General features: G+C 60.4%; 13 protein-coding genes. 6 read left to right on the forward strand and 7 right to left on the reverse strand.

Annotation, left to right across the window (positions count from 1 at the left end):
- Positions 1-68 precede the first annotated feature (68 nt).
- A complete protein-coding gene (gene cckA, locus GA0061101_RS14400) occupies positions 69-2,684 on the reverse strand; it encodes a cell cycle histidine kinase CckA (RefSeq protein WP_092573803.1) in 2,616 nt (871 codons plus the stop codon).
- A 290-nt stretch (positions 2,685-2,974) separates the two neighbouring features.
- Here cckA and GA0061101_RS14405 point away from each other — a divergent pair, with 290 nt between their 5' ends.
- Complete coding sequence (locus tag GA0061101_RS14405) at positions 2,975-3,907, forward strand: flagellar biosynthetic protein FliO (RefSeq protein ID WP_092573804.1); 933 nt, start codon at positions 2,975-2,977, stop codon at positions 3,905-3,907.
- Positions 3,908-4,005: 98 nt separating this feature from the next.
- On the opposite strand, the gene dksA is transcribed toward GA0061101_RS14405, so the two are convergent.
- On the reverse strand, positions 4,006-4,425 hold the full coding sequence (gene dksA, locus GA0061101_RS14410; protein ID WP_034504792.1) for an RNA polymerase-binding protein DksA: 420 nt from the start codon (positions 4,423-4,425) through the stop codon (positions 4,006-4,008).
- Positions 4,426-4,714: 289 nt separating this feature from the next.
- On the opposite strand from dksA, the gene GA0061101_RS14415 reads away from it, so the two are divergent.
- The 4 genes from GA0061101_RS14415 to GA0061101_RS14430 all read left to right on the forward strand — a co-directional run bounded on the left by GA0061101_RS14415 (position 4,715) and on the right by GA0061101_RS14430 (position 8,557).
- A complete protein-coding gene (locus GA0061101_RS14415) occupies positions 4,715-5,206 on the forward strand; it encodes a SixA phosphatase family protein (RefSeq protein WP_047556586.1) in 492 nt (163 codons plus the stop codon).
- Positions 5,207-5,331: 125 nt separating this feature from the next.
- Positions 5,332-6,807 (forward strand): YcjX family GTP-binding protein, encoded by a 1,476-nt coding sequence (locus GA0061101_RS14420; RefSeq protein ID WP_092573805.1) that lies wholly within the window; start codon positions 5,332-5,334, stop codon positions 6,805-6,807.
- Positions 6,804-7,901 (forward strand): YcjF family protein, encoded by a 1,098-nt coding sequence (locus GA0061101_RS14425; RefSeq protein ID WP_092573806.1) that lies wholly within the window; start codon positions 6,804-6,806, stop codon positions 7,899-7,901. The genes GA0061101_RS14420 and GA0061101_RS14425 overlap by 4 nt, the downstream gene beginning before the upstream one ends.
- Before the next feature lie 104 nt (positions 7,902-8,005).
- Positions 8,006-8,557: a hypothetical protein gene (locus GA0061101_RS14430; protein WP_037202395.1), complete on the forward strand. Its 552-nt coding sequence runs from the start codon at positions 8,006-8,008 to the stop codon at positions 8,555-8,557.
- A gap of 63 nt (positions 8,558-8,620) precedes the next feature.
- Here GA0061101_RS14430 and folK read toward each other — a convergent pair whose 3' ends face one another.
- The 3 genes from folK to folP form a co-directional block, all read right to left on the reverse strand.
- Positions 8,621-9,139: a 2-amino-4-hydroxy-6-hydroxymethyldihydropteridine diphosphokinase gene (folK, locus tag GA0061101_RS14435; RefSeq protein ID WP_037202396.1), complete on the reverse strand. Its 519-nt coding sequence runs from the start codon at positions 9,137-9,139 to the stop codon at positions 8,621-8,623.
- Positions 9,132-9,503, reverse strand: coding sequence for a dihydroneopterin aldolase (folB, locus tag GA0061101_RS14440; protein ID WP_034504785.1), 372 nt, complete (start codon positions 9,501-9,503; stop codon positions 9,132-9,134). Before folB ends, folK begins: the two co-directional genes overlap by 8 nt.
- Before the next feature lie 61 nt (positions 9,504-9,564).
- On the reverse strand, positions 9,565-10,422 hold the full coding sequence (gene folP / locus GA0061101_RS14445; protein ID WP_245297476.1) for a dihydropteroate synthase: 858 nt from the start codon (positions 10,420-10,422) through the stop codon (positions 9,565-9,567).
- Positions 10,423-10,525: 103 nt separating this feature from the next.
- Between folP and GA0061101_RS14450 the strand changes: the two genes are divergently transcribed.
- A complete protein-coding gene (locus tag GA0061101_RS14450; protein WP_092573808.1) occupies positions 10,526-11,146 on the forward strand; it encodes a DUF922 domain-containing Zn-dependent protease in 621 nt (206 codons plus the stop codon).
- A gap of 457 nt (positions 11,147-11,603) precedes the next feature.
- Here GA0061101_RS14450 and GA0061101_RS14455 read toward each other — a convergent pair whose 3' ends face one another.
- Together GA0061101_RS14455 and GA0061101_RS14460 are read right to left on the reverse strand one after the other, a co-directional pair.
- Positions 11,604-11,924, reverse strand: coding sequence for a 2Fe-2S iron-sulfur cluster-binding protein (locus GA0061101_RS14455; protein WP_037202401.1), 321 nt, complete (start codon positions 11,922-11,924; stop codon positions 11,604-11,606).
- A 148-nt stretch (positions 11,925-12,072) separates the two neighbouring features.
- Complete coding sequence (locus GA0061101_RS14460) at positions 12,073-12,441, reverse strand: Hpt domain-containing protein (protein WP_034504779.1); 369 nt, start codon at positions 12,439-12,441, stop codon at positions 12,073-12,075.
- Positions 12,442-12,918 lie beyond the last annotated feature (477 nt).

A 12,918-nucleotide genomic window follows, 5' to 3' on the forward strand; every position in this document is an offset into this window, starting at 1 on the left:
ATATCACTCATGCGCCGGCATCGGCAATATCGGCCGAGAAAAAACGTTCCGAATGGAAAATACCCCGCCTATCGGTCCAGCGTTTCCCGCACGACGACCGCGAGCTGCTTCAGCGAGAACGGCTTCGGCAGGAAGCCGAACTGCGCGTCGGCCGGCAAATTGCGGGCGAAGGCATCCTCTGCATAGCCCGAGACGAAGATGAACTTCATATCCGGATATTTTTTGCGCAACTCGCGCAGCAGCGTCGGACCGTCCATCTCAGGCATGACGACATCGGACACGACAACATCCACCTGACCATCGAGCTCGTCCAGGATCTCCATTGCTTCGACGCCGGAGCCCGCCTCGTAGACGGTGTAGCCGCGTGTCTCCAGCATGCGCTTGCCGCCACGGCGTACTGCCTCTTCGTCCTCGACCAGCAACACGACGGCAGACTTGCCGGTAAGATCCGCCGGCTCTTCGCTCTGCCCCATCGCCGCAACGCTCTGATCCATTGCCGTGACGCCCCGGCTTTCCGACGCCTTTTCTTCCGTCACGACCGACGGGTCGACCATATGACGCGGCAGGAAGATGCGGAAGGTCGTTCCCTTGCCGACTTCCGATTCCGGATGGATGTAACCGCCGGACTGCTTGATGATGCCATAGACCATCGCAAGACCGAGACCCGTGCCTTTGCCGACTTCCTTCGTTGTGAAGAAGGGCTCGAAAATCTTGTCCATGATTTCCGGCGCAATACCCGTGCCGGTATCGTTGACCTCGACGAGAACCATGTCCTCATGCGGCAGATAGGCGTAATTGAAGGCGCTTACATCCGCCGCCAAAAGATTGCGGGTGCGCAGGGTCAGCGTACCGCCGCCCGGCATGGCGTCGCGCGCATTGACGCAGAGGTTGATGAGCACCTGCTCGAACTGCGACAGATCGGTTTTGACAGGCCAGAGGTCGCGGCCGTAATCGACATCCAGCTTGACATGCGTGCCCGACAAGAGCCTGTCCACCAGCATGCGCAGGTCGCCGATCACATCGGTCAGGTTGAGGATGGTCGGCCGCATGGTCTGTTTGCGGGAGAAGGCAAGCAGCTGCCGGACCAGCACTGCCGCGCGATTGGCGTTGCGCTTGATTTCCATCAGATCCGCAAAGCTGGCGTCGGAAGGCCGCGCCTGCAGCAGCAGATGGTCGGAAGACAGCAGGATCGCCGTCAGCACGTTGTTGAAATCATGCGCGATGCCGCCGGCAAGCGTTCCCACGGCGTTGAGCTTCTGCGTCTGCGCCATTTGCGTTTCGAGCGCCTTCTGCTCGGTCACTTCGACGGCATAGACGATGGCGGCCTCTTCCGGGGCTTCGTCGGTCTGGTCGATCACGGCGTTGATATAGAAGCGGAAATGCCGCGTGTCGTCCTTCGGATTGCGGGAATCGATCGGCGGAATGTCGCCCTGTCGGTCCTTGGCGGCCGCCAGCGCCCGGCGCAGCTGAGCCCGGTCGTTGTCGTTGACGACAGTCTCAAGTGCCGCGCCGCGCTCGATATCGTCGCGCGATACGAGATCCGAGAAGAGCTTCAGGAAGGGCGCGTTGGTGCGCAGAATGCGACCCTCGCCATCGACCGAAGCGATTGCCATCGGGGTATTGTTGAAGAAGCGGCTGAAGCGCATCGCCGCCGCCGAAGCCGATTGCTCTGTGCCGCCGCCGTTCTGTCGCGTCAGCACGATCGTCCGGCTTTCGCCGGGGGCGCCATCGCGCATGGACGTGACGCTGTGGACGATCTGCACCGGCAGGCTCTGGCCGTTGGCACGGCGCAGATCGAGATCGAGCGTCACCGTCTTCTTCAGTCCCGGCTCCGCCTGCACGGATTGGATCAGCGCCAGCCCCTCGCCGGCAACGAGATCGCCTATCGTCGTCGAGCCCGGCACGAATTTCGTGAGGTCCAGACCCAGCCATTCGGCAAGCGTCGCATTGAGATAGAAGATCTCGCCCTTGCGTCCGGCCGAGAAGAAGCCGGCCGGCGCGTGGTCGAGATAGTCGATCGCGTTCTGCAGCTCCTTGAAGAAACGTTCCTGATCGTCGCGTTCGGAGGTGATGTCGGTGATCTGCCAGATATGCAGGGCCTTGCCGCGCCCCGGTTCCGGCGGCAGCACGCGCGCTTTCAGACGATACCAATGAGCATCATTGCCGCTTCCATCCCCTGGGCCGAGAGGCTTCATCAGACGGAATTCTTCCGATCCCTCCTTCGCTTCGCGCAGACCGTTTGCGAGGCGATACAGTGCCTCGTTGGATTCGCGGTTGCGCGACAGCAGCGTCTCGAGCGACTGCACCTCCGTCGCCTTGGCGGCGCCCGTCAGGCGTCCATAGGCCGCATTGGCATAGATGATGCGGCCTTTTTCGTCGGTGATCAGCGTGCCGTCGGGCTGGCTGTTGAGGAATGAGCGCGCCAGACTATCGGACTGGGGCTGCGGCATGACCTCGACGAAACCGATGATCGACGACACCAGGAAGAAGATGCCGACCATGGCGAGGATGCCGAGGCCGCCGAGCACGGCCTCATTGTCGAGCTGGCTCTTGAAGACGACAAAGGCGGCCGCGGCCGCGACGAGGACGAGCGCAAGCAGGATGATGCGCAGCGCGGTGCCCGAACGAACCCCACGATCCACCAGCGGCACGCTATACTCGTCGGACGGACGATGCTTCGTCATAGACCCCTCGTCTTCGCCTTCCCCTTGCGACATGTCGTGAACGTTACGGATCGCAGGAGTCGGACCTTTCGAATCCTTCTTTATCAACTTGCGTCACCCGCAAAAAGCTTTGCAGGCTCAGAAAGGCTTGAATTCACAGGCAAGAGCACGGAACATCAGGCAATGCCATCTTGTCTCCGGCACAATCCTGTTCATATGATCACCTCATATGAAGGCCAATGTCACGGCGGCGGCCCTGCGGTTGCTGCGCAAAGGCCGCGCTATCGGGGATAAATACGGAGTATCTCGACATGTTGGACGAAATCGCCGGAGCCTATGGCAGCCGCTTCTTCCTTGCAGTCGGCGGAGTTGGCATCGCTCTTCTCCTGCTGATCGGCATTCTCTGGATTCTGCGCCACCGAGCGCCCTCGCCTTTCGTGCGTGGTGGCAAGAACCGCCAACCGCGCCTGCAGGTGCTGGATGCGGCCGCTGTTGATGCCCGCCGCCGACTCGTTCTTGTCCGTCGCGACGGCATTGAACACCTTATCATGATCGGCGGGCCGACCGATATCGTCATCGAATCCGGGATCTCAGATCCAACGCGGACAGCAACACCGACATCGATACCAACGCCCACGCCGGTCGAAATCCCCTTCGCGTACGAAAACCGACCGGAACCGTCACAGAAAGCCGCCGAACTCGATACCCTCCCCGCCGCATTTTCGCAGCTCCCTCGATCGACCGGGGACAAGACCGACGCCTATCTGCGCACTGAACCGGCTGTCGCCGCTGCGCCGGAGCCCGCACCGCGTCAGGTCGAACGGCCTCAGCCTATCGTCACGCCGCCGCAGCGCGCATCCCAGCCTGTGACCGCGCTGACCGAGACGGAAGCCGCCGACATCTTGGAGGCCGCTCGCCATATGGTCCTGCCGCAACAACCGGCACGCGCGGCGGCCGTCGAGCCGACGGTCGCAGCACCGTCTCCCGCCGAACCTGCCAATGAATTTCAACGCGTGCTGGAAGCGGAAATGTCAAAGAATTTGACTGCCGAGCGGATCATTCCGAACGTGCAGCAGCCCCGCCAGGTTCGGCAACAGCCGGCCGCCGCATCCGCCCCGGTACAGGCTCCTGGTCCCGCACAGCGCATCGATCCCGAACTCGCCCCGATAACCGGAGGAGACAGCGCCCTGCAAAAGGAGGTTGCACGCATTTTCGGCGAGATGAGCGTCAGCCGCGACAAGTAAGACGCAGTCGCGCGACTGCGTCGCCAAATGAAAAAGGCACGACGGAAATATTCGTCGTGCCTTCAGTTTTTCAATATCGGCCGAAACCGGCTGTGCAATTACTCGTCGCGATAGACCTTCTCGCGGCGCTCGTGACGCTCCTGCGCTTCGATCGACAGTGTGGCAATCGGACGGGCATCCAACCGCTTGAGGCCGATCGGTTCGCCGGTCTCTTCACAGTAGCCGTAAGTGCCGTCTTCGATGCGCTGCAATGCAGCGTCGATTTTGGAAATAAGCTTACGCTGGCGATCACGAGCCCGGAGTTCGATGGCTCTATCTGTTTCCGAGGAAGCCCGGTCGGCCAGATCGGGATGGTTTGCGCTTTCTTCTGCCAGGTGATCCAGCGTCTCGCGCGCTTCTCTCAGGATATCATTTTTCCAGGCTACCAGCTTCGCTCTAAAATAGGCCCGCTGATTTACATTCATGAACTCCTCGTCCTCCGAGGGCACATAACTGCTAAGATCGATCTTCTCACTCAACGCGATTCTCCTGAAGAACATCTCATATTGCCGGGTGTATATCCCAACCAATAGTATCGATTCAAGCCAAATAGATGCTGTCAACTGATTTTTAAATTTGTCATAAAATTCAGCTAAGGGTCTATTTTTTCATCATATATTTGCAACGGACCGAATCCGGCCCAACCGTAACCTTCGCGTGAATAAGCGCCAAACGCGGATCTGGCGGAGCTGGCGGATCTGGGAGCAGTTGACTGTATGTGGGATCAGACGTTACCTCGTTGATGAAATCGAGCTCCGGAATTTCGCCATGACCAACATCTCGCCACCGCCTTCCCGGATCTATCTCTTGCGTCATGCGGCGGCTCAACAAGCCGCGCCGGGTCAGCGGGATTTCGATCGCCCTCTTACCGACGACGGCTTTGCCGCGGCCGAGATTGTCGCGGACAAGGCGGCTGACAAACACTACGAGCCGGACCTGATCATTTCCTCGACCGCCCTGCGGTGTCGGCAGACTGCTGACGCCATGCGCCGCGTCGTCAGCCCATCCACCGAATTCCGCTTTGTCGATGCTCTCTACAACGGCACGTTGGAAATCTACCTCTCGCTCATAGCATCGCAAACCGACCAGGAATCCGTGATGCTGGTGGCGCACAATCCGACCATCGAGCAGACGCTGGAATCCCTGATCGGTCATGAAGCATTGGTTGGCGCACTTCCTCGCGGCTTTCCAACCGCCGGCCTGGCGGTTGTCGACTCGACATCGACGGGCTGGGTGCTTGCGGACTTTGTCACCGAGTAGCGATATCTGCTGATGCCAGCAAACGCTCCAGCCTTGGCCGGAACGCCCGCCGATATAACGTTGCCTTTTCGGCTTGAGTTTCGCTTCCTATATTCACGGTCACGCTGTCATTCAGGGATCCCGCCTTGCCGCCAAGCCTGACCTCCTTCACCGACGACGCCCTGATCGCCTTTGATAATCTTGCTGATCGCGCGGCCGGCCTCGTCAACCCGACAATTCGCCTCGGTGTCACCGGCCTGTCCCGTTCGGGCAAGACCGTGTTCATCTCCTCCCTGGTACACAATCTGTTGAATGGCGGCCGCCTGCCGCTGTTCGAGGCGGTGCAATCGGGTCGCGTCTCCGCAGTGCGCCTCGAACCGCAACCTGATGATGCCGTGCCGCGTTTTCAATACGAGGACCACATTCGCGCGCTGGTGAAAGAGCGGATTTGGCCCGATTCGACACGCGCGATCTCGGAGCTGCGCATTACCCTGGACTATCAAAGCGCCAGCGGCTGGAATCGGCTGTTCTCTCCCGGGCGCCTTTCCATCGACATCGTCGACTACCCCGGCGAATGGCTGCTCGACCTACCGCTGCTCGGCAAGGATTTCCGCACCTTCAGCGGGGACACGCTGGCTTTGGCCGCGACCGGCATCCGCGCCGAGCTGTCACGCGCCTGGCTGGCGATAACAGAAAATGCCGATATTGCGGCGCCTGCGGACGAAATGAAGGCGCGCGACCTTGCAGCGGCTTTTGCCGATTACCTCAAGGCCTGCAAATCCGACGAGCGTTCGCTGTCGACGCTGCCGCCAGGCCGCTTTCTGCTGCCTGGCGATCTGGACGGTTCGCCGGCGCTCACCTTCGCGCCGTTGAAGCTGCCGGCTGAGGGCAACGCCCCAAAAGGCTCGCTCTGGGCGATGATGGAGCGCCGCTACGAGGCCTACAAATCCGTGGTGGTCAAACCCTTCTTTCGCGAGCATTTTGCCCGTCTAGACCGCCAGATCGTTCTCGTCGATGCCTTGCAGGCCATCAATCGCGGTCCAGAAGCGGTGCAGGATCTCGAGCGCGCGCTGACGGATGTGCTGGCCTGCTTCCGTCCCGGCGCCAATTCCTTCTTTTCCGCGCTCATCGGCCGCCGCATCGATCGCGTGCTGGTCGCCGCCACCAAGGCCGACCATCTCCATCACGAAAGCCATGACCGGCTGGAGGCACTGACCCGCCGCCTCGTGGAGCGTGCCGTCGAACGCATCGGCATGGCCGGTGCCGGCATCGAGGTCATGGCCATCGCCTCCGTGCGCGCCACCCGCGAGGCGACCGTGACGCGCGACGGACAGACGCTTCCCGTCATCGTCGGCACGCCGATGGACAAGGAAACGATCGCCGGCGAAATCTTTGACGGCAATCGCAAGACGGCAGTATTCCCGGGCGATCTGCCGGAAAATCCCCGCTGGCTGTTCGAAGCCCTTGAATCGGATGGGGCAAAGGTCCATCTGCCCGAGGTGAACGTCGTGCGCTTCCGCCCGCCGGAGCTTGATGAAACCGGCAGCGGCATCAAGCTTTCGGTGCCGCATATCCGCCTCGATCGCGCCATGCAGTTCCTGTTCGGAGACCGTCTAGCATGACGAAACCGACCGCAAACGAACCAAGCGGCCCCGCCCGCCGTCCGGCCGCCTTTTCGCTGGAGCCGGACATTTCCAGAAGCGATGCGAATGCCGCAGCCGGTTCGGAATCGCTGCGTCGCAAGCCGCAAAGCTTCGACACCGAAATCGTCCTGACACCGGACGAGGAAGACCCTTTCATCAACCCTGCCCTCGACTCGGCACTGACCGAAAGCGCCGTTGCCAGGCCGCGCCGCCGTGGGTTTTCCTTCGGCAAGGTGGCGCTGAGCGCACTCGGCATTCTGGTGTCGCTCGCCTTCGGCCTCTGGACGGATCAGCTCATCCGCGACCTGTTCAGCCGCGCCGACTGGCTCGGCTATACGGCGCTCGCAACGGTCGCCGTCGGCATTCTCGCCGTCCTTGCCATCGTTGTCAGGGAAACCGCCGGCATGATGCGGCTCGCGGCCGTGCAGACCATCAAGGCGGAAGCGGAAGCCGCGATCGTCGAAACACGCCCGGCGCGTGCCAAGGCGCTGGTAAAGCGTCTTTGCACTCTTCTCGAAGCCAATCCGGAAACAGCACGAGGCCGCGCCACGCTGAAAGCCGCCGAGGACGACATCATCGATGCGCCGCACTTGATCGACCTCGCGGAGCGCGAGCTGCTCGGACCGCTCGACCGTCGCGCCCGAGCGCTGATTCTCGGCGCCTCGAAGCGGGTCTCGGTCGTGACAGCCGTCAGCCCGCGCGCTCTCGTCGACATTCTCTTCGTTCTCTACGAGGCGGCAAAGCTGGTGCGGGCCATGGCCGAGCTCTATGGCGGTAGGCCCGGTACGCTCGGCATGCTCAGGTTGATGCGCGATGTGCTTGCCCATCTCGCCGTCACCGGCTCGATCGCAGTCGGCGACGGCATCGTCCAGCAGCTGATCGGCCACGGCCTGGCATCGAAGCTTTCGGCGCGGTTAGGCGAAGGCGTCGTCAACGGCATGATGACGGCGCGGATCGGAATTGCAGCCATGGATCTCTGCCGGCCATTGTCCTTCAAGGCGCTCAAGCGGCCTGGCATTGCCGACTTCGCCGGCGATCTCACGCCGAGTGTGACGGGCCGCAAGACGACATGAATGCCCGTAAATCCGGCTTTGCAAGGCGCAGGAAACCAAGCATTAACCATTCTCGGGCAAAAGTGGGAACCAGATTTACGGTCCCGCCTCGCTAAGGAATGTCCATGTTTTCGCGTCAATTTCTTCTTGTAAGCGGCCTTGCCGCCGCGACCCTCTCCACAGGTGCTTGGGTTCATTCGGCTGACGCGGCTCCCCGCGACAAGGCCTTTTTCCAATCGGTCGCCGGCTCCTGGAGCGGTCCGGGCGAAATCGTCGCCGGTAAATACAAGGGAACGAAATTCACCTGCGCCCTCACGGGCAAGGCGCTCGACAGTAGCAATGCCGGCGTCAAGCTCGATGGCACCTGCCGCGTCGGCGTCTTCCAGCAGCCGATGTCGGCCGAGATCACCCAGAGTGGCGGTAGTTACACCGGAAAATTTCTGGACGGAGCCGCCGGCAAGGGTCTGGATGTGACGTCCGGTACGGTCAATGACGGTACGGTCGTGCTCGGTCTGAACCGCCAGAAGCTCAATGGCGCCATGATCGCCCGCGTGACGAACGACAAGTTGATGAACGTCACGATTTCGGTGAAGGTTGGCGAACAGATGGTTCCGGTCATCGGCGTCACGCTGAAGCGCGCCGACATCGACCAGATGGCGGTCGGATCGATCCAGTAGTTCCAGGCATCAAGCCATATTGATGGCGGCCGGCATCCTTCGCCGGCCGTTTTGCATTCCCTGTCAGGCCGATTGCCACCAATCGCGGCTTTCGTCCGCGACCTCGATCCCCTCGACATCGACCTCACGCAGCCAGTCCTTGATCGCGCGTCCTTTGACCGTCAGATCGGCGGCGAAATCGGCAAGCGGCATGAGGACGAAACCGCGCTCGGTCATGCGGGGATGAGGAATGCTGAGCAGCGGCTCGGCACGCTCCAGCTCGCCATAGGTCAGGATATCGATATCGATCGTTCGCGGCCCCCAGCGTTCGATCCGAACCCTTTTCATGTCGCGCTCTATACCCAGGCAAACCTCTAGCAGCGCTTCCGGCGCAAGCGTCGTATCGACGGCGGCGCAGGAATTATAGAAGAAGGATTGATCCGTCTTGCCCCAAGGCGGCGTCCTATAGAGCCGCGAGACCGAAACCACCTGGCAATCGGCCCGCGAATCAAGCGTCCGCAAGGCAAGCGCCATCGCGTGCTTGGGATTATCCAGGTTGCCACCCAGGCCGAGCGTTGCGCGCACGGCTCCGTTCTCAGGCAAAATGCTCAACGCTCACCTGTACGTAATCGAGAACGCCCGGAACCGGAGCATTGGGTTTGCGCACCGTGATCTTCGCCCTGCGGATGCTCGGAAAACGCCGGCACAGCTCCTTCGCCACATCGAGCGCCAGCGCCTCGATCAGATAGCGCCGGCGTCCCGTGACGATTTCCTCGATGACGCTGAATGCGATGCCGTAGTTGACGGTATCGTTGATCGAATCTCGCTCCAGCGCGTCGCCGGCTTCGACGTCGAGTTCGGCGTCGACAAAGAAACGCTGACCGAGGAATTCCTCCTCGTCATGCACGCCGTGGCGGGCAAAGAACGCACAATTCTGAAGAGTGATGGTGTAGGTGATAACGCTCATGACGTCCCTCCGTTTCGAACAGACACGACGGCGTCCGAAAACCGCTCCCTATGGTCCGGGATCATGCTTTAAGTCTCGCGCGCGTCCCGAGGATAGCATCCGCGACCGCCAACGCGTCCCTGTTGATTGCGACATTATGTACGCGGAATAGGGCCGCTCCCTGCAAGCGCAATATCGCATTCGCCGCAGCCGTCCCGACATCCCGATCCGGTGCGTCGCGCCCGGTAATAGCGCCGACAAATCGCTTGCGCGAGGTGCCCACCAAAAGAGGCAGCTCGAATCGAAGCAATGCATTGAAACGCGCCATCAATTCCAGATTCTCCTCCGTGTGCTCCTTGGCAAAGCCAAAGCCGGGATCCAGCACGATACTCTGCCGGCTCACGCCGGCTGCAGCGGCGATGTCGAGCGAGCGACTGAGGAACAACATCTGATCGTCGATCACGTCGGGCAGCTTCTGCCGGTCGCGACCGGTATGCATGATGCAAAGCCCGGCGCCTGTCTGCGCCGCCAGAGCCGCGATCTCCGGCTCGCGTTGCAGGCCGAAAACATCGTTGACGATATGCGCGCCGGCTCCAACCGCCAGTCGCGCCGTGTCGGCCCGATAGGTATCGACCGATATCAACGCATCCGTCTTGCCGCGGAGCGCCTCGATGACGGGCAGCACCCGCCCCTGCTCTGCGCTGGCGCTGACGGCATCACCGCCGGGCTTCGTCGATTCGCCGCCGATGTCGATAATCGCGGCGCCATCCTCGACGCAGGCAAGCGCATGCGCAACCGCGGTATCGACGGCCTCATAGTGCCCGCCATCGGAGAAGGAATCCGGCGTCACATTGACGATAGCCATAATGACGCTCTGTTTGCCGACATCGAGGCTGCGCCCATGCGCGACATGCCAGCTTTGACTGCGAAGCTCTGCCACCAACCATCCCATCCCATTGAAATGAAAAAACCTTGCGCTTGATATTGCGCTCACAGTGGCTATGCCGCAAGGTTCGCCGAAGTTCAACATGGTAGCAACATGAATGCCGTTTGCGTCCCAGAAGATCCGTGTTTCGCTTGCGCTGTTGCTTGCGTGCTGCGTGCCCGGCATGGCCGACGCGGAGGTGATCGCCCGCAAATCCGTCTCCTATTTCGATATCAAGGGAAAGAGCGCGGACGAGCTCGACGCGGCGTTGAACGAGCGCGGACCGCTCGCGATGGGCTCCAGCAGCCATCATCCCGGCGCGACAAGGATTCGCTTCGGTGGCAGCGCGACCTACAGCGAGACGAATGGCCGCTGTTATATTTCCGGCGTGAAAGTTACTGTCGATACTGAAATCATCCTGCCCCGCTGGCGTGACCGGCGCCGTGCAAGCAAGCAGCTTTCCATGATCTGGGATACTCTGCAGGCCGATATTCGCCGTCATGAGGATCGGCATGTCGAAATCGCACGCGAGCACGCGCGCCAGATGGAGAGGGCGATCCTTTCCCTGCCGTCGGCAGGCAGCTGCGACGCGCTTCAGGAAAAGGCAAACGAGGTGACGTCGCGAGAAACCGACCGACACGACGCCGATCAGGCGCGATTCGACCGCATCGAAGCGATCAATTTCCAGAATCGCATACAAAGACTGTTGTATTATCGCGGCCGGCAAAGCGGCCAGTGACTGGACGCAACAATGTTCATTTCGGACAAACAGCGGCCGGATCGCAGCCTACTGTGTGAAAAGAGCCACTATATCTGTGAATCGTCCGCCCGCGCCGCTCTTTGAACTTTACGAGAATCTGAAATAGGTTTTTCCTGTGGAACATAGAGATGATCGCACCGGATGATTCGAAAATTCTGGGCGGGATCTCTGATGGATCGATTGGATTGCCTGCGCTGGCGGGTTCGTTCGCTCTCCTGCGCAGTCTGGGTTTGCCTTTTAAAGCATGCGCTACGTGTTCTCCTGGCGCGTCCTCAAGCCGCAGGTGTTTCCTCCCTTGCCTGTCGGTGATGCGCCCGCCTCGCCTCGCTCGCTGAAACTAGCAGAGCGGGGCTTCTTTTTGGAGCGAACCTTTGGATTTTACATCCGACAGTCCGGCATGATCACTGCAGCCAAAAAAAACCGGCTGCAGGACGTTCTAGGCTTGCCGCTCGGGAACGTGGACGACAAGCCCGTCAAGGGCGCCCTTCATCTTGATCTGACAGGAGAGGCGCGAATTGGGACGGACGTCGAAAGCGAAATCCAGCATGTCTTCTTCCATCGCCTCGGGACTGCCGACCCTTTCGGTCCATTCCTCGTCGACATAGACATGACAGGTGGCACAGGCACACGCACCGCCGCATTCCGCCTCGATGCCGGGCACCGAGTTGCGAACGGCATTTTCCATCACGGTGGAGCCCTCGTCGACATTGAGGTCAAAGCGCGTGCCGTCGAAGGCGACGATGGTCAATTTTGTCATTTAAGTGAATTCCGAAATCGTGAGTGAAGGATCGTTCGGAATTTTACTTCCAACAAATCGTTGGGGCAGTCAACATTTGCGCCGCCGAAACGGTTTCACCCGTTTGGCGGCGCAATGCTTGAATTTGCCGATTTTCCAGCGGGTCAGCTCAACGCGACAGCTTCAGAATGAAATTCTCGGCGTCGACGACACAGGTGGTAACCGCCGCCATGCGGGCAGCATCGCCTGCATCGCTCTCGAGCGCCGCCGCCGCATCCGCCACGCGGAAGGCACCGACGGCACTGGCTGCACCCTTCAATTTGTGCGATGCAGCCTGGACACGCTTGGCGTCGCCGCTGCCGATCTCCTGGAGACAGGAGCGCGCCTGCCTGGCGAACATCTGCAGCACCTCGACCTCGAGGGCCTTGTCGCCCATCGTCTGCTTTGCAAGGTGAACCAGATCGATCGATCGCTCCCGCGACGGGGCCGGACCCCGCGAATTGTCCGGAGATTCAAACGCGATATTCAGTGCTGCCATGTGCCAATGCTCCCGTCTTATACTGTGACTGTTTGTGGGACGTGCCGCATGCTTGCGGCCTGGGGATGGCCATCGAGTTAAATTTTGGCACATTCAGGGCGCAAATCTCCAGACATGGTTAACGTGCGTTAAACATGCTCAAAATATTGGCTTTTCATGATGTTGCACCAGCGAAGAAGGTTAATGGTCTCTTAATGATCCACTGCCTTTACCGTGGAGTTAATTGTCATGACTGGGGGAATGTGTCACTACGATACTGATAAATTGGGTCTTTGGCGCGTGCCTTTGCCCAAGGGGTGGATAGTGGTAATGTTTTCATAACATTCGTTTGAAAAAGCAGTTATCCACTCTGAATGTAATAGGAAATCCATCATCGATAGAGATCGATGACGGAAGACCTCACGGGAGGCAGGGTTCGTCTTTTCTGGACACGGCGGAATTTCCGGAAACGACACGGCAAGCCCGATTTGAGTTGTA

Source organism: Martinezella lusitana, assembly GCF_900094565.1.
Taxonomy (GTDB): Bacteria; Pseudomonadota; Alphaproteobacteria; order Rhizobiales; family Rhizobiaceae; genus Rhizobium; species Rhizobium lusitanum.